Origin of the sequence: Mycobacterium paraseoulense (assembly GCF_010731655.1) — a bacterium.
Classification (GTDB): Bacteria; Actinomycetota; Actinomycetes; order Mycobacteriales; family Mycobacteriaceae; genus Mycobacterium; species Mycobacterium paraseoulense.
The window spans coordinates 1,878,625-1,903,484 of record NZ_AP022619.1; the positions used below are offsets into that span (position 1 = coordinate 1,878,625).

Sequence of the window (24,860 nt, forward strand, 5' to 3'; positions counted from 1 at the left end):
TTTGACATGTCCGGGCAGTATGCGACGGCAACCGCGCCCGACACTGCCCTACACACCAACACCCGAACCACACAGGTTTTCGCCATCCGGCAGAGGGAATCGACACTCTTGTCAGGAAACCTCGATTGGCGGTAGCGTGGGCTGCGGTCCGAATGCGAGAGCCACGCCGTACTCAGGAGGCCCAGTGCCCATCATCGCTCCGCCGGTTGAGAAGCTGCCCAAGCCGACGCTTCTCATCGGTGACCGGCGAATCGACGACAGCTCCGGCGGGGCTGTCGATCACGTCTACGGCGCGACCGGCAAGACCACAGGCAATGTGACACTGGCGGGGGCTCGGGAGATAGACATCGCGGTTCAGGCAGCGAGATCGGCGCTGCCGGCTTGGCGCGCGACCACCCCCGACCAACGCCGCGAGCTGCTGTTTCGCGCAGCTCAAGTCTTCCGCGAGAACTCAGAGGAACTGGTGGCGATCTCCCAGATCGACAACAGCATGCCGGTATTCGCCGCTGCCGGTGGGCCGGCGAACGCGGCGGACGCCTTCTCGTATTACGGGGGGTGGGCCGACAAGTTGGTCGGCGATGTCATTCCGACCTGGCCGACACCATCACTCGACTACGCCACGCTCAACCCGTACGGCGTCGTCGGCATCATCATTCCCTGGAACGGCCCGATCTACGCCGTCGGCATGACCGTGGCGCCCGCGCTTGCCGCGGGCAACTGCGTACTGCTCAAACCGCCGGAGTTGGCCCCCTATGCGGCGATCCGCATCGGCGAGCTATTCCTAGAGGCCGGATTTCCTCCTGGCGTCCTCAACGTGGTGACAGCCGGTCCCGAGGGCGGCCAGGCGATGGTCGCGCACCCCGGCATCGACAAGATTCACTTCACCGGCAGCGGCACCACCGCCAAACGCATCCTCGACACGGCGAAAGACGTGCTCAAGCCCGTAGGCCTGGAACTCGGAGGGAAGTCGGCCAACATCATCTTCGCCGATGCCGACCTCAACAACGCCGCCATGCAGGCGATAATGGGCATGCAGGGCAGCGGCCAGGGTTGCATAAACGGTACCCGGGTACTGGTAGAACGACCGGTCTACGAAGAGGTGCTGGCCTTGGTGCAGGGGGTGCTGGGAACTCTCGAGGTCGGCGACCCACTGGTTGCTTCGACCTTCTTCGGACCCGTCATCAATGCTGCTGCGGCGGAACGCATCGTACGGGTGATCGACACCGCCAAGAGCGAGGGGGCGCGCGTCGTGGCCGGCGGCGAGCGACTCGGCGGTGAACTCTCAGACGGCTACTTCATCGCACCTACCGTGTTCGCGGACGTCGACAACTCCTCGCCATTGGCCCGAGACGAGATCTTCGGTCCCGTCGTCGCCGTGATTCCGTTCGACACCGAGGAGGAGGCCGTGCGGATCGCGAACGACTCCCCGTTCGGGTTGGCCGCCTACGTCCAGACGTCGAACCTCAAGCGCGCCCACGCGGTGGCCCAGCAATTGGACGTCGGATTGATCTGGATTAACGGCTTCCTTGGCATTCCCACATCGGTGCCGTTCGGTGGCGTCAAGCAGAGCGGGTGGGGACGGCTGGGCGGATTCGACGGGATCCGCGAATTCACGCAGCCGAAAAACGTTTTCGTCAACCTGATGTGACCTGAATCGAGAGAACATGACTGAGACCGAGAATCCGACCGCACGCCCGACCGTCGATTTCGATCATCATTCGGCCGCATTCGCCGACAACTGGCGCGAAGTCACCAAGGACCTCCGGTCCAGATGCCCCGTCGCGTGGACCGAGGCGCACGGCGGCTACTGGGTGGTGTCCCGCTACGACGACGTGAAGAAGGTTGCGCTGGACGATCACACCTTCTCATCGGACAACGACTTGATGGGCGAGCGCAAGGGGTACAAGGGAACCGCCATCCCGTCGCCCCCAATGCAGCTGATCCCACTCGAGGTCGACCCGCCACGGTTCAACGAATACCGCGAGTTGTTGAATCCTAAGTTCTCGCCAGGCGCGGCCGAGCAATGGCGCCCGTTCATCGAGCAGGTTTCCAACGCTCTTATCGATCGATTCTGCGAAGCCGGCGAATGCGACATCGTCAAGGACCTCGCCAGCCCCGCGCCAGCGATGCTCACGATGAAGCTGCTCGGACTACCACTGGCCGACTGGGAGGATGTTGCCACTCCCTTTCACGAGATTTCCTGGGCTGTGCCGGGCTCTGAAATGTATCAACGCGCGATTGAGGGCATATTCCGTGTCCTCGGGCGGCTGTCCGAGGAGCTGAGCAAGCGCCGCGACACGCCCGCTGAGGACCTGCTGACGTTCCTTTTGGACTCGAAGATCAATGATGAACCGCTGTCCGAGGAGGAAATCCTCAAGATCTGCTTCCTGCAGCTAATCGGTGGTGTGGACACCAGTACTGGCCTGCTCTCTCACGCGTACGCCTGGCTATCGGAGCATCCGGCGGAAAAGCAGCGGCTCATCGATGAGCCGGAGCTATTGAAGCGCGCCACCGAGGAGTTCCTCCGGTGGGCGTCGCCGGCACCTGCGCTGGCCCGGACGGTGACGACCGAAACCGAACTTGGCGGCCAACGCTTGTGCCCCGGTGACCGGTTACTGCTGTCGTGGGCTTCGGCGAACCAGGACGACTCGGTGTTCGAAAATCCCGACGAGGTCAATCTGGAGCGCTGGCCGAACCGTCATCAGGCCTTCGGGCTTGGTGCACACCGCTGCCTCGGCTCGAATCTGGGCCGGGTGCAGTTTCAGGAAGTTTTGAAGGCCACGCTACGCCGGCTGCCGGATCTCAAGGTAGACCTTGCGGCGGCACAACGGTATCCGTCACTCGGTCAGGTGAACGGATATTCGACGTTGCCAGTGACTTTCAGCCCGACCAGTCCAGTCGGGGAACAGCTTCCCCTCGACTAGCGCGTCACAGGTGTCCAAGCGGTATGAACCGCGCGAAGTGAAATCCATACTCCGGCAAAACCGGCCGAGGCTGTAACCGGAGACGTGACGCGATATCTCGGAGAACCGCGGGAATCGCGTCCACGTAGTTCCACCGCCTCGCAATGGTGTCGCCGGATTCACGGTCTAGAGACGATGCGCCCGCCTAGGTACTAGTACGAGTATCTAGCGCGCTGTGAAACAGCGCACTAGAAGGGGTTCGCGATACGAGTTGGGCCGGCAGCTGTCGTTCGCGTTGTACGGGGCGGCGAACCGAATGATTCGTTTCCACAAACCCATTCTCGAACCGCCAGGCCTGACGTCTCCCAGTAGCTCGTCATCCTGGCGCTGGTTGACGGAGCGCCGCAGACCGTGGGGCGCATTGGGCGCGCGCCCGGATATGGATACCGGCACCATCACGCCTGTCGTTAAACGGCTGGAAGCCGCCGGAATGGTCACACGCCAACGTGACCGAAACGATGAACGCCGCGTCCTGGTCGACCTCACCGGTCGGAGCAGGGCACTAGAGGCCGAGGTTCGCAGCGACCGGGTGTGCCTGCAAGTGGTGACCACGGATGACGAGGGGTTCCCACGCGATCAGTGCGCCAGCTCGCGGCTGCACTTCTCTGAACCGTCGGCTCAGCAAGCCCAGCGACGTTTTCGCCCAACGGTTGCCGGTGCTACGACGCGACGCGCTGGCCAAGTCCGTGCCGGCGAAGCCGAACCGGGAGCAGACGCGAAACTGCCTAGTTCAGGGCGAAATCGGGCACTGTTGCATCTGCTCACCAGTGGCCGTGACCCTCAGTGCGACAGCGCCATTGTCGCCGCTCCGGTTCGGGCGGGCAGATTGTCGCGACGATACGAAGCGGCCGCTCAATATTGCAGGCGAGTGTCACATCGACGGTGATATCGGCCTTGATCAACTACTTGCAACCGCTGGCACCGGGAAAGTGATCGGCAGGTGCTTGACCATCCGCACCGCTACGTTGTCGTAAACCAGCGAATCCTCCGGCCCCACCGTGTAATTGGGAATGCGGTCGAGAAGCTCTTCTAGAGCCAGCCGCATTTCCAAACGCGCGAGATGCGACCCCAAGCACCGGTGGGTGCCGCTCGCGAAGACCAGGTGGTCCTTGCGTGCACGGTCGAAGTTCGTCGTGAGTGGATCGTCGTAGAAGGTGGGGTCGACGTTGGCCGCAGCCCAACTCGCGTGAACCACCTCGCCGGCCTTGATCACGAGGCCGTCGCCGAGATCGATATCCTCCTCCGCATACCGAAAGCCCTCCGGAACCGGCGACTCAAAGCGCATGATCTCCTCGACGGCTGCCGGGATCAGAGACTTGTCTTTGACGAGCCGGTCGCGTTCGGACGGGTGCTGCCCCAGCCATGCGAAAGCGAGTGACATCGACGATGTCACGGTGTCGAGTCCCGCGAACATGAACAAGAACAAGATATTGACCAAGTTGAGGTCCGGCATGGGCTCGCCATCGACCTCGGACTTGATGAGGCTGGCGATAACGTCGTCCTCGTGTTCGGCCGTCTTGCGCTTTTCGGCGAGGAACCCGACGAAGTACTCGTAGATCTTTCCCGCGGCGATCGCCATGTTGGCCTGCATCTCTTCCATCGTGGCCCCTTGGGGATGGATGACGCCATCTTTGAACTCGAGGAAGAAGTCCAGGTCGCTGACGGGAGCACCGACGAGTCGCAGAAACGTCAGGCATGGAAGCGGTACACAGAAGTCGTTGTACAACTCGGCCTGGCCCTTGGGCAGGAACTCGTCGACGAGTTCTCTGGCCAACTGACGAACCGAATTCTCCAGCAGCGCTACACGTTTCGGCGCGAACAGCGGATCAAGCAACCTTCGCCATTTCTTGTGTTCCTCGCCGTCGATCTCCAGCGGAATCAACGGATTGTCGTTGCCGAAGCTGCCGCCGCGGCCGCCCGCGCCCGTGACTCCGGGGTGACGATTGATCGCCACGATGTCGTTATGTCGGTACAGCCAGAGGACACCGTCCGGCGAACGCTCGGCACGCACATCCCGCGCCTTGTCGTGGTAGTGCTGCTGCGGGTGTGGTTCGCTGGCCATGGCCAGCACCCACTCCGAGAGCCGAGGGTCGTAACGCTCGCCCTTGTCCATCATCCTCCAATCATCTCGTAGAACTCGGCGGGAACGAGATCCACAGATTCTCCACAGCCCGCACCGCGCAGTTGTCGTACGTCAGTGCCGCGGTATCGACCGTGTAGTCGGGGATCCGCTTGAGCAGCTCCTCGACGGCCAATCGCAGCTCGAGCCGTGCCAGATGGGAGCCAAGGCATCGGTGGGTACCGGTGGCGAACACCATGTGATCTTTGCGCCCGCGGTCGAGCTTGACCGTCAACGCATCGTCGTAGAAGGTCGGGTCAACGTTGGCCGAGGCCCAGAACGCGTTGATGTCCTCCCCCGCCCGGATCACCAGGCCGTCGCCGAGGTCGATGTCCTCTGTGGGATATCGCATTCCGGAGGGTACGGGCGACTCGTATCGCAGCAGTTCTTCGACCGCCGCGGTGATCAATGACATGTCCTGCGCGAGCCGTTTGCGCTCCTCCGGGTGCCGGCCCAGCCAGCCGAAGATGCACGACATGGATGAGGTGACGGTGTCGAGCCCCGCGAACATGAACAGGAACAGGATGTTGACGAGGTCCAACTCTGCCAGTGGCTGCCCGTCGATTTCTGACCTGATCAGGTTGGCGATGACGTCGTCCTCGCTGTCGGCATTCTTGCGTTTCTCGGCGAGAAACCCGACAAAGTACTCCATCAGTTTGCCGCCTGCAGCGGCCATGTCGGCGTCGATCTCTTCGGTGGTTTCGCCCTTCGGATGAACGACGCCTTCCTTGAATTCGAGGAAGAAGTCGAGATCCTCGACGGGCGCGCCGACGAGGCGCAGAAAGATCAGGCACGGCAGTGGTGTGCAGAAATCCTCGTACAGTTCCGCCTTGCCAGTGGGCGCGAAGCCGTCGATGAGTTCCCGTGCCAGGTCGCGCACCTGCGCCTCCAGGCGCGCAACTTGCTTCGGCGCGAACATCGGGTCGAGCAGGCGTCGCCACTTCTTGTGGTCCTCGCCGTCGATCTCCAACGGGATCAGCCGCGCATCGTGCCCGAAGCTGCCGCCCTTGCCGCCGTTGCCGAGCACGGCTGGATGGCGGTTGATACGCAGGATGTCCTGGTGGCGGTACAGGTGCAGCGCCCCGTCGATGTGTTCGGCGCGGACGTTTCCGGCCTTGTCGTGATACACCCTCTGCGGCTCCGCCATACTCTTCACGACCTGCGAGAGGCCTGAAACGCGCGGGTCATACCGCGCGGCTTGGGTCATCATTTCTCACCGTCCACATATGAACCTTACCCTGTAACGTGACGTATACCACAACGCCATAGCTGACTCAATTATTTATCTGATTTAGGGCGAGCTCTCCAGTGTGTCGAGCTCTTCCATCGCGATGGCGAAACGGGTGGCGCCGATGAGCCAGGAACGCGTCCTCGAGGTGGGGAAGCTCGTCGGCACCGTTTTTTGTAGTTCGTCGAGGTACAGCGACAGCAGATCTCGCTCGGACGCGAGGCGATCCGCCGGGTCCATCGCACCGGTCATGAAGTAAGTGACATCCCAGATGTATTACCCTCGGCCCATCGCCTGAATATCACAGAAGCCGAGGCGGCCTTCGGTGTCCCGGGACGTGTTGCCCAGGTGGGCATCGCCGTGCACGAACGCAGTCGGTAGCGCAGCGCCGACATCGACGGGCTGTCACGTCGCCGATTCCCCATCCGCCGGTAGATGCTCGGTAGCCGTTGATGCAGATGAAAACGCCAGTTGCACAAGGGCATGCGCCAGCTCCGCTGGATGCGTGATCATCGCTTCGTGTCCGGCATCGACCTCGACCACCTCGTCGACACCGCCGAGGTTGCCGATGAAGCTCCGTTGCTTGGCTGGCGGCAACGCGCGGTCGCGGCGGGTCAGTACCCAGCTCCTGCGCACCGATTCGGGCAGCGCCACCACCGACGGCTGAGTCACAAGTGCCGCGCTTTCCGGCACGATGTTCACCATGACCGCCGCGCGTTGTTCCCGCGTGGCCGCATTGGCGAAGACGTGGCGCACCAGCCAAGGCGGAGACCGGATCACCGGTGACCGGTTCACTATCCGCCGCACGACCTGCCGGAATCCGAACGCCAGTGAGTCAATGACACATTCGCCGTTGCGCGGCACACAGCACGCTACGAAGATCACGTGCCGCACCCGGCCCCCGCCCAGGCGGTCCACCACACCGGCCAGGACTACACCGGCCAGTGAGTGCCCCACGAGCACCACCGTTCCGTCGCAGCGCGAGCTGATCTGCTCTGCCACCGAGCTGACACAGTCCTCGATCGTCAGAGTAGTCAGATCCCCTGGGACATGCCGTCTTCCGGGAAGATCAACGACCACGCTCTCGATGTTCGGCCGAAGAGCCGCAATCGCGATCAGGGTGTCGCGCCAGCAGCGGCCGGTATGTGCGCCGCCGTGAACTAAGACGAGCCGGGCGGCGGTCATCTGTCAGACGGGTGATCCGGCGTATGCGTCGGCCAATTCCTGCGAGATCGGGAAGCGGAATAGCTTTTCGGCGTTTTTGTGGGTGATGAGGTCGATCTCCTCCTGGGAGATGCCGTCGAATACTTGCTTCGCGGCATGCTGAGTCTTCGGAAACGGCGTGTCGGCGTGCGGATAGTCCGACTCCCACAGGATCCGATCGACACGGAAGTCGTGCCGGTATTTGATGCCGACGGGTTCCTCGATCATGCAGAAGTACATGCTGCGCCCCGCGACCTCGGAGGGCTTGATGTGAGCATTGGGGAGGTGGCTCCAGTACTGGTGGCGCTCCCACTGTCGGTCCGCACGCTCGATCGCCGCCGGAATCCAGCCGATACCCCCCTCGGACCAAACAACTTTGGCGTCGGGGTACTTGCGCAGCAACGGACTGACCATCAGGTTGACCGATGAACGGGCGGCGTTGGCGAAGGCCGCGGCGATCTCGGTCATCGGGTTGAGTCCTTCCAACGTCACCTGAGCACCGCCCGACCCGATGTGCATACAGATCGGAGTCTCGTCGGCCTGCGCGGCGGCGAACAGGGGCTCCCAGTAGCCGGCGTGGAAGTTGGGCAATCCGACGACCTGGGGGTCTTCGATGAAGCAGATGGCCTTGCTGCCGAGGCCTACGCAGCGCTCATGCTCCTTGACCGCGAGGTCGACGTCCCACACCGGCAGGATGTGCATCGGCACGAAGACATCGGGGGCGGTGCCGCACCATTCCTCGAGCATGAAGTCGTTCCACGCCTGGACGCAGACGAGCGCGAGTTCCTTGTCCTCGAAGGTGGCGAACTTACGGCCGCCGAACCCCGGCAGCGTCGGGAACGAGACCGACGCGAAGATGCCATTTGATAACAGATCCTTGCGCCGTTCTTCGGGGTTGTAGCAGCCGGGGATCATGTCCTCGAACCGGGCGGGCTCCATGCCCCACTCCTCGCGCGGCTTGCCCGCGACGGCGTTGAGCCCCATCGTGATTTCCATGCCGCCCTCCCACTGCCACATCTGGCGGCCGTCGACCTCGACGACGTGGGGCGCGCGATCCTTGAACTTCGACGGTACCCGGTCGGACCACACGTGCGCCGGTTCGACGATGTGGTCGTCGACGCTGAACAATGTGAACACAGGGCCTCACCTCTTCTGTCCCGGAAAACGCCACGGCATCCTTCGGACATGATGGCACTGCGCCGCGGTGATTTGGGGGGTGCTGACCCGGAACGCCGTTTGCGCTTGAACCGGTTGCCTCGCCCTTCCGACGCCGCGGTCGACTCCAATACGCTGCGAGATCATGCGCTCCGACACCTCACCCGCGGGTGCGAGGGATCTGTCCGCGATCTGGCGCGCGACCAGCGACCGCATCACCGAAATCGTCCGGACGCTGCCGGATACTGCGGCGTACACGCCGGTGCCAACGGTGCCCGGAATCGCGGTCCGCGACGTGATCGCGCACTTGATCGACACCGCGCGGCTCGCGGGGGACGACCCCGCAGGGGCCGCACGGGAAAGTGTTGCCTTGCCGGCACCAGGTGCCGCTGGCGGCGCGAGGCTCGCCGAACTCGTGGTCGGGTGGGAAAAGGCCACCGCCGCGCTCGACGCGTCTGTCGCCGCCGATGCGGGCCTCGCGTCGTTGTTGATCACCATCGCGGTGATGAGCGAGCACGACTTGCGCAGTGCCCTCGGGGTGCCCGGTGCGCGCGACGACATTGCCGTCAAAGTCGCGCTCGACGAACTGTCGGGCCGCTTCTCGGACCGGGTCGCCGCGGCTGGGCTGTCGCCGCTGCGAGTGACAGTCGAACAATGGGGAACGATCGCAGGCGACGGCCGGGCGATCGCGTGTGTGGTCGCCGACCGCTTCGAGTTCGTGCGGGCGATGTCCGGTCGCCGGTCCGCGGATGAAATTGGCCGGTGGAATTGGGGGGTCGAGCCGAACACCTACCTGTCGGTGATATCCGAGGTGGGACTGCCCGCGAACGAAATTCGTGAACGAGACCCGCGAATCCCCGAGCACATGCGCGACCGCGAGTTTGTGCTGTAACCGACCAGGAAGGGTCACGACATGGGATTGCTCAGCGGTGTCAGGGTGCTCGAATCCGCCCAGCTGTTCAATGGCGACACCCTCGGGGCCCTCCTCGGCGACCTCGGCGCCGACGTCATCAAGATCGAAAGTCCCTTCCGCGGTGACTATCTGCGCGACATGCTCGGTCAGATCGCACCGCACAACAGCCCGGCCCACATGCAGATCAACAAGAACAAGCGCAGCGTGGCGCTCGATCTGCGCAAAGATGCGGGCCGCGAGGTGTTCTGGAAGTTGTTGGCGACCGCCGACGTCTTCGTCGACGGCAACGCCGCCGATGCCATGACCAAGCTCGGCGTCGGATACGAGGCGCAACGGGCCCGCCGCCCCGCGATCGTCTACTGCCAATACAGCGGATACGGCGCGACCGGACCGTACGCCACGATTCCCACCCACGGTCAGATGATGAACGCGGCGGCGGGCGGAACGCCGATGGAGATGGGCGAGGACGGCCTGGTGCATCCCTACCGAGGCCGGCAGTCCTTCAACGGAATCGCCTCCGGCGGGGAGGGGACGGCGGCCGGTGCTACGTTCGCCGCCTATCACGTCGCCGCGGCGCTGTTCCAACGTGAGCGCAGCGGCGAGGGCTGCTACATCGACGTTTCGGGATCCGAGGCCGTCATTTCCTCGGCATGGATCGCCGCGACATATATCCTCAACGACGAACGGGTTGTCGACCGTCGCTCGCTGCCCGCCCCACAGGATCCCGCGGGTACGTCGTCTGCGAAGTATCAGTTCTACCGCACCTTGGACAAGCGCTACGTCCTGTTCTGCTGCATCGAGCCGAAGTTCTGGGCGAACTTCTGCAAGCTCGCCGAACGCCCGGACCTCATCGGCGAATCGGACAGCGGTCCCGTCGATTTCGCGGTCTCCGGCGATCCCAGTCAGACGCTGCGCCGCGAGATTCAGAAGATCATCGAAAGCCGTACCCAGGCCGAGTGGACCCGGCTGGCCGCCGAACACGACCTGGCGATCGGACCCGCCCTACAAGAGGACGAACTCCGCAGTGATGTGCAACTGAGTGCCCGAGGAGCATTCATCGATGCGGTACATCCGGTCGCAGGGCCCTTCACACACGTGACACTGCCCGCGCTGGTCAACGGAAAGCGCTCGACGGAGATCCGCCACCACGCGCCCGCGCTCGGTGAGCAGACCGCAGAGATTCTCGGTGAGATCGGGTTGACCGACAACGAGATCGGCGTCTTGCGCGACGCAGGGGTCATTGGCACTACCTGATCGAACCGCGCCCCCGCAGTTCGGCGATCTTGTCCGCACTGTAGCCATGATCGAGGAGCACCGCTTCGGTGTCCGCGCCGAGCTCGGGGGCAAGGCGGTGCGGTGGCGTCGTCGCGCCGGTCACCCGTACCATGACCGCGGCCTCCCGCACGAATCGCCCACTGCTGTCTTGCACCTGCGCGATCCGGCCGATCGCCTGGTTGGCCGGATCACGGTGGAACGCTTCGTTATTCGTAGCAGTCTTGGGGATCATCGCCGCCACGCCCGCTGACCGAAGCAGTCGCAACCACTCCTCGCTATCGCGCGTCAGGAACACTTCGGACAGCATGTCCGACAGATCGTAGCTGTTCTCCGAACGAAGCTCGGGCGTCGCGAAGCGCGGATCGTCGAGAATGGTGACTGTCAAGGCCGATTCGAGCAGGCGGATCTCGGCGTCGCTGATCGCGACGACGCACAGCCAGCCGTCGTGGGTCTCGTAGAGCTTGTCGAGGGGGCCTATTCCGGTCTGTAAGGGATCGAGACGCTCAGCCCCGAGGACGGTTCCGTCGGGCCGCCGGACAATGTGTGCTGCGTGCGTCATGGTGGCGTTCAATTGCGGGTTCTCGACGTAACAGCCGCCCCCACCACGGGTTTGATGCAGCAGCGCCATGAGGATCCCCACTGCGCCGGTGAGGCCGTTGCCGGGATCTTCATTGCCGACCGGCCACATCGGCGGATTGAATTGACCGCCCACCTCGTACCCGATGCCCACATATCCGGACATCAGCGGCGCGAAGGACTGCCGCATCGAGTCGGGGCCGGTGCTCCCCCACCCAGGCGCGTACAGATAAATCGCATCCGGATTAAGTTGCCGCACATCGTCGTAACCGAGGCCGACGCGATCCGCGGCACCTGGGCGCATGTTGTGCATGACGACGTCTGCCCACTCGATCAGGCGTTCCCTCGCTGCTTGCAGATCCGGGTCCTTGAGGTTCAGCGAGATCGCGCGCTTACCCGCTGACGCGGATCTGAATGGGCGTTGGATTCCGCGTAGTTGGTCACCCAGCGTGGTCTCGAGCTTGATCACGTCCGCGCCGAGGTCGGCCAGTAGCCGGGAGCTGAAGGGGCCCGCGTAGTAAGCACCCGCGTCCAGGATGCGCAGACCGTGCAGCAGGCACGCCTCGTTATCGTCGCCTTCTTCGGCAGCCGTGTTTTCGTGATTCGAAAGCACTGCCGGCCAATGGTCGTCGTGCTGTCCGACGATGGGGGCCCCGAGGGTCGGGCGGTGGTCAAGTCCGCTGAATCTGATCGCGGGCGCCACCTGTTCGAGTGGTCCCAACACCGGGTCTTCGATGCGGCTGACCATGTCGTTGTGGCGCACCTGAGGTTCCTCGAAGATCTGCCCCGGATGCAGTTCCGGAATCGCGGCGACGTCGGCGTCGAGCAGCCGTTTGAGCCAGACGTCCCTCGGCTGGGATTCGAATATTGCCGGGATTTCCGCCGCAACGATCTTGTGTTCGTCTTCGTTCAGCGGGAAGCGCATGTCCGAGCCGTCCTCGGCAACGGGAATCCGGTCGCCGAGTCCCAGTTCCCGGATCAGGCGGCCGAAAGCACCGACGGCGCCGGTGTGGATGCCGATGTACTCGTCGTCGGCGCACCGGAATGACCGGGAAATCAACCGGATGCTGCCGGGTACGACCGGTGGCGCGGCGTTGGCGTCGTCGGCATCGCCCCACATCATGCCCAGATAGCTCAGAGCGCCGTCGACGAGCGACGTCTGTACCAGCCTGCCGCGATTGTCGTCGGCGCGGCGGTAGAGCGCCGCGAGCGAACCGATGACGGCGAGATAGGCAGCGCCGATACTCGCAAACGGCAGCCCTTCATAAATCGGTGCGGGTCGCGCGCCGACCTGTTCGGCGGTGACCCCGACATACGATTGGACGACGGCTTCGTGGCCGGGCACCTCGGCGAGCGTGCCGTCCTCGCCGAAGCCCGATATCGATGCGTAGACCAGCCGCGGATGCCCCTCGTGCAGCGTGGCCCAGTCGACCCCGAGCCGTTCGGCGACCCCGGGGCGCCAGCTGGTGAGGAAGATGTCGGCGGATGTCAGCAGCCGGGACAACCCATCGCGGCCCTCGACCGTTTTCAGGTCCAGCTGAACGCTGCGCTTACCTCGGTTGAAGACGGCGTACTCCGTCGCAAGTGCGCGTCGGAACGGATCGCCGCCCGGCGGCTCGACCCACCAAACCTCGGCGCCGTAGTCGGCGAGCAGGCCGGTAGCGCGGGGTCCCGCAAGCCCCCGTGAGCAGTCGATGACCCTGAACCCTTCGAGCGGCCCGCCCACGTGCATACCTCCATCAACGGCAAGTTCTTGACTGCCAATGTAGGAAGCGGCCGGGCGCCTGCGAACCGTTCGGACACGCAAACGCCGCTTTCACTCGATCCATTGCCCCGCGGTCCTGGCCCACGAAAAATGACCAGCGTGCAGCGGACATTGCCAGACAGCCTTCCGCAGCCCCGACTCATCGTCGGTTCTGACGAACTGACGACAAGCGGCGGCGGCAGCTACGAGCACCATTACCCGGGGACCGGCGAGGTTCAGGCCGTCGTTCCGCTGGCGGGTACGGACGACGTCGACGCGGCCGTCGCGGCCGCCCGCGCAGCATTCCCCGGTTGGCGCGGTCTGGATCTCAATGGCCGTCGCGACATTCTGCAGGAGATCGCGCGGCGGTTGGTCGCTGACAGTGAGCGTTTCGCGGCCATCGCGACCCTCGAGATTGGCACACCGAACATGTTGGCCGGGATCGCCGCGCAGATGGCGGCGGACTGGTTCGACTACTACGCGGGCTGGATCGGTAAATCCGGCGGTGAGGTCGTGGCCGTACCTGCGGGCGGGGCCTTCGACTACGTCCTTGACGAACCGATCGGCGTGATCGGCGCCATCATCCCGTGGAACGGCCCACTTGTGGCGATGGGGATGAAGGTCGCCCCCGCGTTGGCAGCGGGCAACTGCGTGGTGCTCAAGCCGCCCGAGAACGCTCCCTTCAGTGCGCTGCGCTTCGCCGAGATCGCCGCGTCGGCGGGGCTGCCGGCGGGTGTTCTCAACGTGATCCCCGGTGACGGCACTGCGGGTGCCGCGCTATGCGCGCACCCAGGCGTCGACAAGATCACCTTTACCGGCGGCGGTGAAACCGCCCGGAAGGTGTTGACCGCCGCGGCCCAGGCGCTCACTCCGGTCGTTCTGGAACTGGGCGGGAAGTCGGCCAACATCGTCTTTCCCGACGCGGATCTGGACGCGGCAGCGCAGATGGCGGTCGGGGCCGGGCTGATGACGTTGTCGGGTCAGGGCTGCATGCTGCCCACCCGATTGCTGGTGCACGGCGACGTGTACGACGACATGGTTGCCCGAGTCGTCGCGGGCACGGAGACGCTCAGCGTCGGCGATCCGTGGGATCCGACCACCCTGATGGGACCATTGGCCACCGCAGCTCAACTCGAACGAGTTACTGCGGCAGTCGATTCCGCGATCGCCGGCAAGGCCGGCAAGCTGCTCGGAGGTGGCGCACGGCCGGCGGCCCTGGATAAGGGATACTTCTACCGGCCGACCGTGTTCGGCGACGTCGATCCCTCGAGCGACTTGGCCCAAAAGGAAATCTTTGGCCCGGTGCTGAGCGTCCTGCGGTTCGACACCGACGATGAGGCCATCGAACTGGCCAACAACACCCCGTACGGCTTGGCGGCGTACGTACACACGCGCGACCTGCGGCGCGCCCATGTCATCGCCGGCGCACTCGACGCGGGTGGCGTTGCGGTCAACGGCTTTCCGATCGTGCCGAGCAGCGCCCCGTTCGGCGGCGTCAAGCAGAGCGGGTTCGGCCGCGAAGGCGGGATCTGGGGTCTGCGCGAGTTTCAACGCACCAAGAACGTCTATATCGGTCTGCAGTAAGAACTTACAGAAGGGGTGAACGCCGCGATGGGCAGGGTTCAGGACAAAGTCGTCTTCATCACCGGCGCAGGCGTCGGGCAGGGACGCTCGCACGCTGTCGCGTTGGCGAAAGAAGGCGCCGACATCGTCGCGGTGGATGTCTGCCATCAGGTCAGCGACAGGGTGCAATACTCCTACGCGACGGAAGCCGATCTCGACGAGACGCGAAAGCTGGTCGAGAACACCGGACGTCGCTGCCTGACAGTCGTCGCCGACGTGCGGGACAGCACGGCGATGAAAGATGCTGCTGCGCGGGCGGTCCGCGAGTTCGACCACATCGACGCCGTCTGCGCAAATGCCGGCGTCTGCACGTTCCACAAGGAAGGTTCCCTGAGCATCACCGAGGACGTATACGACCTCATCGTCGACACCAATCTGAAAGGTGTGTGGAACACAATCCAGGCGACCGCACCTCGCCTGATCGAGGCGGGTGGCGGATCGATCGTCATCACCAGTTCCGCAGCCGGAATCCGCGGACAGGTGCCCTACGCGCACTATGTGGCCGCCAAGCATGGAGTGGTCGGGCTGATGAAAGCGTTCGCCAATGAGCTTGCGCCTCATCGCATCAGAGTCAACACGATCCACCCAACCGGCGTGCTCACCGCCATGGGCGGAGACCCCAGCGCATTCGAATGCGCCGAACCGCAGCCGCTGTTCATTCAGGGTGCCGCGAACGTCCTGCCGGATCTCGATGCGCCTGCCGGTCACCCTTATTCGCCCATTCCTGTTCTTGCCGCGGAAGAGATCTCCAAGACGGTGCTATTCCTGTTATCCGATGATGCGCGTTACATCACAGGTGTCCAGCTGCCCGTCGACGCGGGAAACGTCAACAAGCCCTAGACCGCAAAGAGGTAACAGATGACGACGTTCGATGACCGCGCGATCACGGACTTCGACCACCACTCCCCGGAGTATGCGGAGAACTCGCGGTCGATCAACGCGAGTCTGCGCGCGCAGTGCCCCGTCGCGCATACCGATGCCCACGGCGGCTTCTACGTCATCAGCCGGTACGAGGATGTCGTCGCCGCGGCGAAGGACGACGAAACCTTCGCGTCGGGCCATGAGGTGAACGGGATCGGCCCGCTCGGCGTCACCATCCCTCCGTCACCGGTCCCGATGTTCCCGATCGAGATGGACGCGCCGGACTACCTGCCCTATCGCAGGCTCCTCAACCCGCTCTTCTCGCCCGCCGCCAGCAAGGCTTGGGAACCGCGCGTTGAGAAGTGGATCGACATCTGCCTGGACCAAGTCATCGAAACGGGCTCCTTCGACATCGTCGACGACCTCGCGAACCCGGTTCCATCGCTATTCACCTGCGAGTTCCTCGGCCTGCCCGTTGAACATTGGCGCGACTACGCCGAAGTGCAGCACGAGATCATCTACACGCCGCCCGAGGAGCAGGAACAGGTGCTCGTTCGGTACCTGGAAGTGATCGGTCGAGTGTTCGGCATGATCACCGAGCGTCGAGCCAAGCCCGAGAAGGACGGCCTCATCAGCACACTGGTCACCACCGAGATCGACGGTGAGCCAGTTCCCGACGAGATGGTGCTGTCGATGGTCAACCTTGTGATGGCCGGCGGGTTCGACACCACCACCGCGGTCACCGCCAATGCGCTCATCTACCTGGCGGATAATCCCCAAGCACGTCAGCAGCTGATCGACAACCCCGACATGATCCCGCAGGCATGCGAGGAATTCCTCCGGTATTTCACACCGCAGCAGGGCCTGGCGCGCACCGTCACGAAGCCGGTGACCGTCGGTGAGGTGGAGCTCAAGCCCAACGACAGGGTCCTGCTGAGTTGGGCATCGGCAAACCAGGACGAATCGGCCTTCGACAATCCAGACGAGGTAGTTCTGGATCGATTTCCCAACCGGCACACCACATTTGGCATCGGAATCCATCGCTGCCTGGGTTCACATATCGCACGCATCGAGTTGGCCACCATGGTGCGCAGGGTGCTGGCGCGCATGCCCGACTACAAGGTGAACCATGATGGTGCCCGTCGCTATCCGAGCATCGGCGTGATCAACGGGTGGATCAACGTGCCCGCGACCTTCACGCCGGGCGAACGGCTGAGCAACGAGCGTCTGCCCGGCGCCTGAGCACTACTTCGCGGTGAATCCGCCGTCGAACGGAATCACGGCGCCGGTCAGCGCTCTACCGTTGGGCCCGACGAGCACCAGCAGGAATTGCGCGACTTCACCAACATTGGCAAGACGGTCCAACAGCGGTCCGCCGGAGAGGCTTACGGCGTCGCGTAGTTGCTCGAGCTGCTCGTCGGTGAGGTTGCCGTACTCGACCGGCTCCATTCCACCGGGGCACACACAGTTCGCGCGAATACCGTACGCCGCGTAGTCGACCGCAGTGGTCCTCGTCATCGAGACCAGGCCGCCCTTGGCGGCTGCGTAGGCGGCACTGCCCTTGAAGCCCACCAACGCCACCATGGAACCGACATTGACGACGGCACCGTTTCGCGGCGTTGCATCATCGACGGCAGCACCGCCCGGGTGAATAGAAAGGGGCCAGTGAGATCGACGGCCAGGAAGCTGTCCCACTCGTCGAGCGGCGTCTCGTGCAGCGGATGGGGCGCCGCGTGCAGCCCGGCGTTGTTGATCAAAATGTCGACGCCGCCGAACGCTTGGATCGATTGCGCGGCAGCGCGGTTCGCGGTGTCGGGCTTGGCCACGTCACCGGCCACGACCAGCACGCGCCCACCGTTCACTTCGATGACCCCGGCGACCTCCTCGAGCTTCTCCGCACGTCTGCCGACCAGTGTGACCGCAGCGCCTTCCCGCGCGAACAGCGTCGCGGTCGCCGCCCCGAGTCCTGTTCCTGCACCGGTGATCACGGCCACCTTGCCGTCAAGCTGCCCCACGTTCAGCTGCCACCTTTCAACTGACCTCGGACGACCTTTCCCATCGGGTTGCGTGGCAGCCGGGTGATGACGAACTCGTCCGGAACCTTGCTGTGAGACAGCACCTCACGGGCTTGCAGACGCACCTGGGCGATGTCCACGGTGCCCCCTGGCGCCGTCTCGACGTATGCGACGATGCGTTGGCCCAGCCTCTCGTCGTCCTCCCCGACCACGGCAACGTCGCGCACTCCAGGCAGCTGGCCGAGCACGCTCTCGAGCTCGGCCGCGTTGACGTTCACCCCGCCGCGGACGATCACATCGGCGGTGCGTCCGTTCACGTGCACCGCCCCATCGGCATCTACCCAGCCGTAATCCCCTGTACGGAGACACCTTTCAGCGCCCGGCCGGGGTGCGAACCCGTCCGGCGTCCACGTGCCCGCGGCCGGCAGGTACATGTTGGCCCAGGCTCCACTTACGGCGGCGGACACCGTCAGTGCGCCCTGCTGACCAACGACCAACCGGCGGCCATGCTCGTCGCACGCGTGGACCGCGAGGTGTGGCAGTGGCTTGCCGGCTGAGCCCGCGGCATGCGGTACCTCGGGGTCCTCGATGCATACGACTCCCGGCGCTTCGGTCATGCCGTAGGAGCCGATGAGCCGACGACCGAACTTCGATTCGAAAGCACTGCGCAGCGGTTCCGAGAGTCCCGCGGCCCCCGTCCCTGCCACCCGCAGTGAGGCCAGCATGTCCGCGGTGATCTCGTCGTCGTGGACCAGGTCGTAAATAGTTGCCGGAACGAGCGCGTTCACCATGGTCAGCTTACGGTCGCGGCACGCGTAGGCGACGCCACGCGCGTTCATTCGCTCGACCGCCACGCAGGTGGCTTGGGCGAACAGCGCGGGCAGCGCGCCAACGGCGATCAGATTGTGGATGCTCATCGGAAGGACGACGCCGATCCTGTCGTCCGCACGCAACTGGGCTTCAGCCAGCACCGCGGCGAGGAGGGACACTGCTGACCGGCTGTGCACGAACGCCTTTGGTGTGCCGGTGGTTCCGCTGGTGAAGCCAATCGCGCACGGCACCGAGGGATCGGGAGGTGGGGCGTCGAACGTCTCGTCGGCCGCCAGCGACGGCAGGTCCTGCTCGGTGATCGTCAGCGTGGGCGTGACGAGCGCGCGCTGCCGTTGACGTTCGGCCTCAGGAGCGGCGGGGTTGACACCTACCCAGATCGCGCCCGTCATCGCGCACGCGAGGTAAACCTCCACCGAAGCAACCGAATTCGGCAGCATCACCGCGACACGATCTCCCAGGTCCACCCCGAGCCGAGCCAGACCGGCCGCCATCTGTTGGACCGAGGTTGCGAGCTCTTGGTAACTCATCGATCGCCGAGAGTCCTCCAGCGCAACGCCGCGTGGGTCGGGCCGGTCCAGGAGCGCAAGGAAGTCGGGCGCCGTCATCGTTGGCTAATCGGTCTTCCAGTTCGGCGCTCTTTTCTCGGCGAACGCACGGAACCCTTCGGTGAAATCCGGGTGGTGCCATTGGGTTTTGACCAAACCGAAGCCATACTCGACGGCCTGCGAGTAGGGCATCTCGAGCGAAGCCCAGACCGCCTGCTGCGACAGTGACACTGCGTGCGGCGAGTTGAGGGTGATGTCGTGGGCGATCTGCCGCGCGGTCGCAAGCAGTTCCCCCGGCTCGGTCAGCTCATCTACCAGCCCGAGATCGTATGCGCGTTGGGCAGAGAGCCGGAAGGCTCTGCCCTGCAGGGTCATTCGCAACGCGGTGCCCAGTGGCAACCGTTTAGCCAACCCCACGTTTTCAGGACCACCGACCATCCCGACATTGACGTGGCTGTCCAGAAAGACCGCGTTCGTGGAGGCGACGATGATGTCCGCGTCGACGACAAAATGCAGTCCGGCGCCCACCGCCATGCCGTTCACCGCGCACACCGTGGGCTTCCAGACGTTGTTGTGGCGCGATGTCAGTCCGACGTCTTCGCTCATTCGTCCGAGTCCCACGCCGACACCGCCGCGCTGGTTGACGCCGTTCAGATCGGCACCGGTGCAGAAGTGTCGTTCACCGGCCCCGGTGATCAGCACGCAACGGATGGCGGGATCCTCTGCGATATGCCGCCACGCCTGCTGGAACCACTTCAGGATTGCCGGTGTTAGGGCGTTGCCATGGTCGGGCCGATTCAGTGTGATGTGGGCGATGTGGTCCGCAACGTGGAACAAGACCTCACCTTCGGGTGGCGCATCCATCGTGCTCCTCTCAGGCCAGCGCTTCGTCGACCAGTCGCGCGACGTCAGCCATATCGGGGGTTCTGCATGCCGCGACGTACTCACGCCGTAGCCGGGCGACAAGCTCTGCGACCGTAGGGATGTCGTCGATGAGGTCGATACCCTGCCCCGCCGACCAAAGGTTCTTCCAGGGCTTCACACCGTCGGGTAGGTGTGTGTGATTGATCTTGCCCGCTACGGCAGGCTTGGGAAGAGCGGACGGGTCGAGCCCCACCGTGGTCATCGATTCCGTCATCCAGTTGGCCCCCACTCCGGCGATGTCTGGGGTGTACAGCAGGTCCGTGGAGGAGGCGCGCAAGATCATGGCCTTGTACTCGTCCGCGGCCATCGACTCCCTGGTGGCGATGAAACGCGTACCGAGATACGACAAGTCAGCACCGAGGATCTCTGCGGCGCGAATCACCGCGCCATTGGAGACCGCGCCAGCCATCACGATGACGCCGTCGAACATGCTTCTTATCTTGGGAATCAGCACGAGGTGGCTGATCGTCCCGGAATGCCCGCCTCCGCCGGCGCCGATGCAGGTCAGTCCGTCGACGCCAGCCGCGATCGCCTTCTCCGCGAATCGAATCGTCGTCACGTCGTGGAAGATCACTCGGCCCATGTCATGCACCCGTCGCGCGAGCGTCGCGGGATTGCCGGTCGCCGAGATGATGATCTCGACGCCGTAGCGCTCGCACACGCCCAGATTCTCGGCCAGCTCGTCCTCATCGAGGAACGTCGCGAGGTTGACCGCCAGCGGCCCGACCCGCGCTGTCGGATTCGTTTCCGAATACACGTCGAGTTCCTCGCGGATGGCGCGCAACCAGGCGTCGAAAACCTCGATCCCGCGTGCATTCTGCCTCGGCAGCGCGCCGACGATGCCCGCCTTGCACGCTTCGGTGACCAACTGCGGGCCCGATACCAGAAACATGGGTGCGCAGATCGCGGGCAGCGTCAGATTCTGCCGTAACCGGTGGTCGAGGGCCATGACGTCACGTTATCGCCGGAAAAAGCCCCTCAGCCAGTGCCGTAGCTGAAAACGGGACTTCGGGTGGCTACCCTGTAGCCAAGAATGGCGATCGGAGAATGACGATGGCGTCGGCCACCGTGACCACACAGAAGGCTCAGGACGAACGCAGTAGACTGCTGACGGCGGCGATGGAGGTGCTCCAGCGCAGCGGCTGGTGGGGGTTCAAAGTCGAAAGCGTGCTTCGGCAGGCGAAGCTCTCGACGCGAAGCTTCTACCGGTATTTCGACAAGAAGAGCGACCTGTTGCTCGCGCTGCTCGAATACGAAGTCGGTGGGGCGGCCATTCACCTGCGCCGAGTTGCCGACGCAGCGAGTACCCCGCCGGAGAAGGTCCGCGCATGGTTGGCCGCGACCATCGACATGGCGTACCTGGAAGACCTAGCGAAGCCGTCGTCGCTGTTCGCGTCGCATTGGCGGGAGCTGCTGCCCGAGTATCCCGACGAACTCGAGCGCGTCACCGAGCGCCTGATCGCACCGCTGGCCGAGGCCATTCGGGCAGGCAAGGACGGCGGCGACTTTCACTCAGACGACCCCATCGCCGATGCGAAGGCGATCTATTTTTTGGTCGCAGGCATGACCGCCGACCAGGCTGCCGCGGGCGGCCCCATTCCCCGCGAAGAGTTGGAGCATATCGTGATGCCGTTCATCAGCCGCGCCCTCGGCATGCATTAGATTCCGACCAGCGCCGCCAGCCGTTCGCGTTGCCATGCCGGGTCGCCGAAGAGGATCTCCGACGTCTTGGCACGCTTGAAGTACAGGTGGGCGGGATGTTCCCAGGTGAAGCCGATCCCACCGTGGATTTGGATGTTCTCCCCCGCGACACGGGTATAGGCCGCCGAGCAGTGTGCCTTGGCCAGCGCCGCGGCTACTAACGCCTCGTCGTTGCCGTCATCGAGAACACCGGCCGCGTAGTAGGCCGCCGATCGGGCCGATTCCACGTCCACGAGCATGTCGGCGCACTTGTGCTTGATGGCCTGGAAACTTCCTATCGGCCTGCCGAACTGGATGCGGACCTTCGCATACTCAACCGCCATGTCCAGGCAGCGCTGGGCTCCGCCAACCTGTTCGGCGGCCACTAAGATCGCCGCGATCGCCATGGCCCGCTCGAACACGGCCTCACCGTCGGCGTCGCCGGCCAACGGGCGAGCCGGAGCGGAGGCGAGCTCGACGCGTGCCTGGGGCCGCGTCATGTCCAGCGTGCTCAGCGCCGTGACAGTCACCTCCGGTGAGTTTGCCTCCACTACGTAGAGATTGACAGTGCCGAGCGGCGACCGCGCCGAGGTGATCAATATATCGGCGTGCTGTCCGTCGACGACGTACATCTTTACGCCTGTCAATCGGACCCCGCCGCCAACGCCTGCCTCCGCAGTCACCTCCGCCGCGGATGCACCCCAGCTTCCGGACTGCTCGGCGATGGCCAACGTCCCGATGCAATCGCCCGAGGCCAACCCCGGAAGGTACTGGGTCTTGAGTTCGTCGTCCTCGGAAAGCATGACCGCGCCTGCCGCCGCCACAGTCGACACCAACGGCGCGACCAGCAGCGCCGCGCCGGCGCGCTCTGCGACCAGCGCGAAATCGAGGAATCGGAAACCACCGCCACCGTATGCCTCCGGCACGATCAGACCCGGGAGGCCCAGTTGCCCGGCCATCTGTGACCACACCGCCGGATCCGCTGCGCCGCCTTCGGCCATCAGGCGCCGCACCTCGGTTTCTGGCGAGCGCTTGTCGAAGAACGCCGCGGCGGCGCCGGTCAACTCGTGTTGTTCCTCGGTAAGCGTGAAACTCATCATCCCTCCGCGCTCAGTTGCCGGTGAAATCCGGCTCGCGTCGTTCGACGAACGCACGGAGGCCTTCTTTGAAATCGGCACTCCGCACGGTGGCTTCGACAGATTTGGTCTCCTGCGACAGCGCCGCGTCCAGCCCGCCTGACGCGGGGTTGTTGAGCAGCTTTTTGGTGTGACCGAGCGAATACGTCGGCCCCGAGGCCAGTTCCGTCGCCAACTCTTCGGCCACCTGCTCAAGGGCATCCGGCGCGACGGCGGCATCGATCAAACCCCATTCCACGGCCGTCGCCGCATCGATTGCGGTGCCCCGGAAGAGCATCTGGCGGGCCCTGCGCAAACCCACCAACCGGGGCAGCAGGAACGACCCGCCGCTGTCCACCGAAAAGCCACGTTTGCAGAATGGTTCGACGAACGCGGCATCGGTGGCCGCGACGACGAAATCGCACACCACGGCCAGATGCAGACCCAGTCCGATCGCCTTGCCCTGCACGGCGCTGATGGTCGGCACGGGGCAGTTCCACACCGCAGAGATGAGTCCGTGGGCACCGGCCTCCAACGAGCGGGTCAAGTGGCCGGTGCGGGGTTTGCCCTGATCGGCGTTCGCAGAGACCAGATCCGCGCCTGCGCAGAAGTTGCGACCTTCCGCGCGAATCAGAATCGCGCGCACGTCGCCACCACCATCGACCGCCCGGATCTCGCCGAGCAACGCCGCGCATTCCTGTTGCCGCAACGCATTTCCCTTGTCTGGCCGGTTCAACGTCAGGATCAACGCGGAACCGACCACCGCCGCCGTGATCCCCGCGGAAGCGTCACGCATTGTTGGACTTCAGTAGTTCGCCGTGGCGCTCGAAAATGCGCACGGCGTCCCGCTGCAGATCCTTCGGCGCATCCGGCAGCATGGCGGCGCCGAGTTCTCGGCTGGGGAGGCTGATGGTCGCATCGGCTTGCGCCGTGGTGTCACCGCGCTGGTTCTGCACCTCGACGGCGACGTCGATCAGCATCAGGCCATCCTCTTGCCGCTTGCCGTCGACCTTACCGGTGAGGTACTGAATGTCGCCCTGGTAGTTGAACTTCCGGATCTCGTCGTGCTGACGGACCACGAAGCCGCCATCGCCCATCCAGTCGGTGAGGAAGTGGTGAATCCAGCATTCACGCAACACGCCGTAGTCGTAGGCCCTTGGGTTGCCGATGGCCTTGGCCCATTCGGAATCCCAGTGCACGCGCTGTGCGACGTCGGGCACGCCGTACTCGTTGTCGATGTAAAACGCCGGGATTCGGCGGCGGTTCTGGTACGCCAACCTACCCGTCTTCAGCCCATAGGGCACAAAACCGTAACCGCCGGCATGGAATACCACCATGTCGGTGGTAGTGAGTGGTCCTTTGGCCATCGTCCCCATCTCCTCGCCGACGACGACGTCCTCCCAGTACCGCGGTTCGGCGCCACGCACCTTTTCGGCGGCGTAGATCTCGTCCAGCGCGGCGATGTCCTCTTTGGTGTAGGACGGATCTTCGATCGCGCTGTACTTGCCCTTCTCGCGGGCTTTCTTGCGTTCGGTGTAGATCACCAAGGTTCGGTAGACGCCCACGACCTCGGCGTGCTGGTTCATCTTCACGTCTCGCAGCACACGTATCACCGATCGCCCGGCGAAGTCCGACGTTTTCTCCTCGACGGACTCCAGCCCTGAGAAGCTGTACAGGGTGTCACCGGGATAGACGGGGCGATACCACTCCCATGTCCCGCCGGACACGAAGGCGTGTATCCCGCGATAGCTGCCGCCACGCAGTTCTTTCGGCAGCTTGTCGCCGCGTAGCGGCGCGTTGAGGACAGCGGCCATGATTTGCGGCGCGATCTGGCCGCCCCATCGCGTCGCCCGGCCGTAGTCCGGGTCGGTGTAGAGCGGATTGTCGTCGCCGTAGCCGTGCGCGAAGTTGCGGATCGCCTCGGGGGTAGCGGTCGCGATGAGCTCCTGACTGCGCGCGGCAGCCCACACCCTTAGCGCCGCACGGTCTTTGGCGATATCGGCGTCGTCGATCTCGGCCGACGTCGCTTCCTTGAACTTTTCCGACGTGGTGTCCGTGTTCGTGGCTTGGGTCATGGAGGGCTCCTGGTT

General features: G+C 64.3%; 23 protein-coding genes. 9 read left to right on the forward strand and 14 right to left on the reverse strand.

Annotated elements, in window-relative coordinates; all coding sequences use genetic code 11:
- Nucleotides 1-184 precede the first annotated feature (184 nt).
- The 3 genes from G6N51_RS08615 to G6N51_RS08625 all read left to right on the forward strand — a co-directional run bounded on the left by G6N51_RS08615 (nt 185) and on the right by G6N51_RS08625 (nt 3,849).
- Nucleotides 185-1,648 carry an aldehyde dehydrogenase family protein gene (locus G6N51_RS08615; RefSeq protein ID WP_167528576.1) on the forward strand — a complete coding sequence of 488 codons (1,464 nt, stop codon included), beginning with the start codon at nt 185-187 and terminating at the stop codon, nt 1,646-1,648.
- A gap of 16 nt (nt 1,649-1,664) precedes the next feature.
- Complete coding sequence (locus G6N51_RS08620; protein WP_083169529.1) at nt 1,665-2,924, forward strand: cytochrome P450; 1,260 nt, start codon at nt 1,665-1,667, stop codon at nt 2,922-2,924.
- 295 nt (nt 2,925-3,219) lie between these two features.
- Nucleotides 3,220-3,849 carry a transcriptional regulator, SarA/Rot family gene (locus G6N51_RS08625; protein WP_083169657.1) on the forward strand — a complete coding sequence of 210 codons (630 nt, stop codon included), beginning with the start codon at nt 3,220-3,222 and terminating at the stop codon, nt 3,847-3,849.
- A 12-nt stretch (nt 3,850-3,861) separates the two neighbouring features.
- On the opposite strand, the gene G6N51_RS08630 is transcribed toward G6N51_RS08625, so the two are convergent.
- The 5 genes from G6N51_RS08630 to G6N51_RS08650 form a co-directional block, all read right to left on the reverse strand.
- Entirely contained in the window at nt 3,862-5,025 is a 1,164-nt protein-coding gene (locus G6N51_RS08630; protein WP_306460834.1) for a cytochrome P450, read from the reverse strand.
- A 61-nt stretch (nt 5,026-5,086) separates the two neighbouring features.
- Nucleotides 5,087-6,229, reverse strand: coding sequence for a cytochrome P450 (locus G6N51_RS08635; protein WP_306460832.1), 1,143 nt, complete (start codon nt 6,227-6,229; stop codon nt 5,087-5,089).
- 144 nt (nt 6,230-6,373) lie between these two features.
- Nucleotides 6,374-6,562 carry a hypothetical protein gene (locus G6N51_RS08640; protein ID WP_083169531.1) on the reverse strand — a complete coding sequence of 63 codons (189 nt, stop codon included), beginning with the start codon at nt 6,560-6,562 and terminating at the stop codon, nt 6,374-6,376.
- Between the two features lie 153 nt (nt 6,563-6,715).
- Complete coding sequence (locus tag G6N51_RS08645; RefSeq protein ID WP_067925889.1) at nt 6,716-7,495, reverse strand: alpha/beta hydrolase; 780 nt, start codon at nt 7,493-7,495, stop codon at nt 6,716-6,718.
- Between the two features lie 3 nt (nt 7,496-7,498).
- Nucleotides 7,499-8,650 carry an amidohydrolase family protein gene (locus G6N51_RS08650; protein ID WP_083169533.1) on the reverse strand — a complete coding sequence of 384 codons (1,152 nt, stop codon included), beginning with the start codon at nt 8,648-8,650 and terminating at the stop codon, nt 7,499-7,501.
- A gap of 163 nt (nt 8,651-8,813) precedes the next feature.
- Between G6N51_RS08650 and G6N51_RS08655 the strand changes: the two genes are divergently transcribed.
- Both G6N51_RS08655 and G6N51_RS08660 read left to right on the forward strand, forming a co-directional pair.
- Nucleotides 8,814-9,560, forward strand: coding sequence for a maleylpyruvate isomerase N-terminal domain-containing protein (locus G6N51_RS08655; RefSeq protein ID WP_083169535.1), 747 nt, complete (start codon nt 8,814-8,816; stop codon nt 9,558-9,560).
- 21 nt (nt 9,561-9,581) lie between these two features.
- On the forward strand, nt 9,582-10,835 hold the full coding sequence (locus G6N51_RS08660) for a CaiB/BaiF CoA transferase family protein (RefSeq protein ID WP_083169537.1): 1,254 nt from the start codon (nt 9,582-9,584) through the stop codon (nt 10,833-10,835).
- Here G6N51_RS08660 and G6N51_RS08665 read toward each other — a convergent pair.
- The gene (locus G6N51_RS08665; protein WP_083169539.1) at nt 10,828-13,164 is read right to left on the reverse strand and encodes a CaiB/BaiF CoA transferase family protein; all 2,337 of its coding nucleotides are present in this window, start codon (nt 13,162-13,164) and stop codon (nt 10,828-10,830) included. The genes G6N51_RS08660 and G6N51_RS08665 overlap by 8 nt on opposite strands.
- A 132-nt stretch (nt 13,165-13,296) precedes the next feature.
- Between G6N51_RS08665 and G6N51_RS08670 the strand changes: the two genes are divergently transcribed.
- From G6N51_RS08670 to G6N51_RS08680, 3 genes are read left to right on the forward strand one after another with little or no spacing between them, the layout of a single operon-like run.
- Nucleotides 13,297-14,760, forward strand: coding sequence for an aldehyde dehydrogenase family protein (locus tag G6N51_RS08670; RefSeq protein ID WP_083169661.1), 1,464 nt, complete (start codon nt 13,297-13,299; stop codon nt 14,758-14,760).
- A 27-nt stretch (nt 14,761-14,787) separates the two neighbouring features.
- On the forward strand, nt 14,788-15,639 hold the full coding sequence (locus G6N51_RS08675) for a mycofactocin-coupled SDR family oxidoreductase (RefSeq protein ID WP_067926124.1): 852 nt from the start codon (nt 14,788-14,790) through the stop codon (nt 15,637-15,639).
- 18 nt (nt 15,640-15,657) lie between these two features.
- A complete protein-coding gene (locus G6N51_RS08680) occupies nt 15,658-16,902 on the forward strand; it encodes a cytochrome P450 (protein ID WP_083169541.1) in 1,245 nt (414 codons plus the stop codon).
- A 3-nt stretch (nt 16,903-16,905) separates the two neighbouring features.
- Here G6N51_RS08680 and G6N51_RS08685 read toward each other — a convergent pair whose 3' ends face one another.
- The 5 genes from G6N51_RS08685 to G6N51_RS08705 are packed head-to-tail and all read right to left on the reverse strand — an operon-like array spanning nt 16,906 to nt 20,924.
- Nucleotides 16,906-17,244 carry an SDR family oxidoreductase gene (locus tag G6N51_RS08685; protein ID WP_083169543.1) on the reverse strand — a complete coding sequence of 113 codons (339 nt, stop codon included), beginning with the start codon at nt 17,242-17,244 and terminating at the stop codon, nt 16,906-16,908.
- Nucleotides 17,175-17,675 (reverse strand): SDR family NAD(P)-dependent oxidoreductase, encoded by a 501-nt coding sequence (locus G6N51_RS08690; protein ID WP_158086200.1) that lies wholly within the window; start codon nt 17,673-17,675, stop codon nt 17,175-17,177. Before G6N51_RS08690 ends, G6N51_RS08685 begins: the two co-directional genes overlap by 70 nt.
- Nucleotides 17,676-17,677: 2 nt before the next feature.
- Nucleotides 17,678-19,111, reverse strand: a complete 1,434-nt coding sequence (locus G6N51_RS08695) for a class I adenylate-forming enzyme family protein (protein WP_083169547.1) — start codon at nt 19,109-19,111, stop codon at nt 17,678-17,680.
- Nucleotides 19,112-19,117: 6 nt separating this feature from the next.
- Entirely contained in the window at nt 19,118-19,915 is a 798-nt protein-coding gene (locus G6N51_RS08700) for an enoyl-CoA hydratase/isomerase family protein (RefSeq protein WP_067925914.1), read from the reverse strand.
- 10 nt (nt 19,916-19,925) lie between these two features.
- The gene (locus G6N51_RS08705) at nt 19,926-20,924 is read right to left on the reverse strand and encodes an NAD(P)H-dependent flavin oxidoreductase (RefSeq protein WP_083169549.1); all 999 of its coding nucleotides are present in this window, start codon (nt 20,922-20,924) and stop codon (nt 19,926-19,928) included.
- Between the two features lie 98 nt (nt 20,925-21,022).
- On the opposite strand from G6N51_RS08705, the gene G6N51_RS08710 reads away from it, so the two are divergent.
- Entirely contained in the window at nt 21,023-21,637 is a 615-nt protein-coding gene (locus tag G6N51_RS08710; protein WP_232078281.1) for a TetR/AcrR family transcriptional regulator, read from the forward strand.
- Here the strand turns inward: G6N51_RS08710 and G6N51_RS08715 are convergent.
- The 3 genes from G6N51_RS08715 to G6N51_RS08725 are packed head-to-tail and all read right to left on the reverse strand — an operon-like array spanning nt 21,634 to nt 24,845.
- Entirely contained in the window at nt 21,634-22,752 is a 1,119-nt protein-coding gene (locus G6N51_RS08715) for an acyl-CoA dehydrogenase family protein (protein ID WP_067926130.1), read from the reverse strand. The genes G6N51_RS08710 and G6N51_RS08715 overlap by 4 nt on opposite strands.
- Nucleotides 22,753-22,765: 13 nt before the next feature.
- Nucleotides 22,766-23,566, reverse strand: coding sequence for an enoyl-CoA hydratase/isomerase family protein (locus tag G6N51_RS08720; RefSeq protein ID WP_083169552.1), 801 nt, complete (start codon nt 23,564-23,566; stop codon nt 22,766-22,768).
- Nucleotides 23,559-24,845, reverse strand: a complete 1,287-nt coding sequence (locus tag G6N51_RS08725) for an FAS1-like dehydratase domain-containing protein (RefSeq protein ID WP_083169559.1) — start codon at nt 24,843-24,845, stop codon at nt 23,559-23,561. The genes G6N51_RS08720 and G6N51_RS08725 overlap by 8 nt, the downstream gene beginning before the upstream one ends.
- Nucleotides 24,846-24,860: the final 15 nt, after the last annotated feature.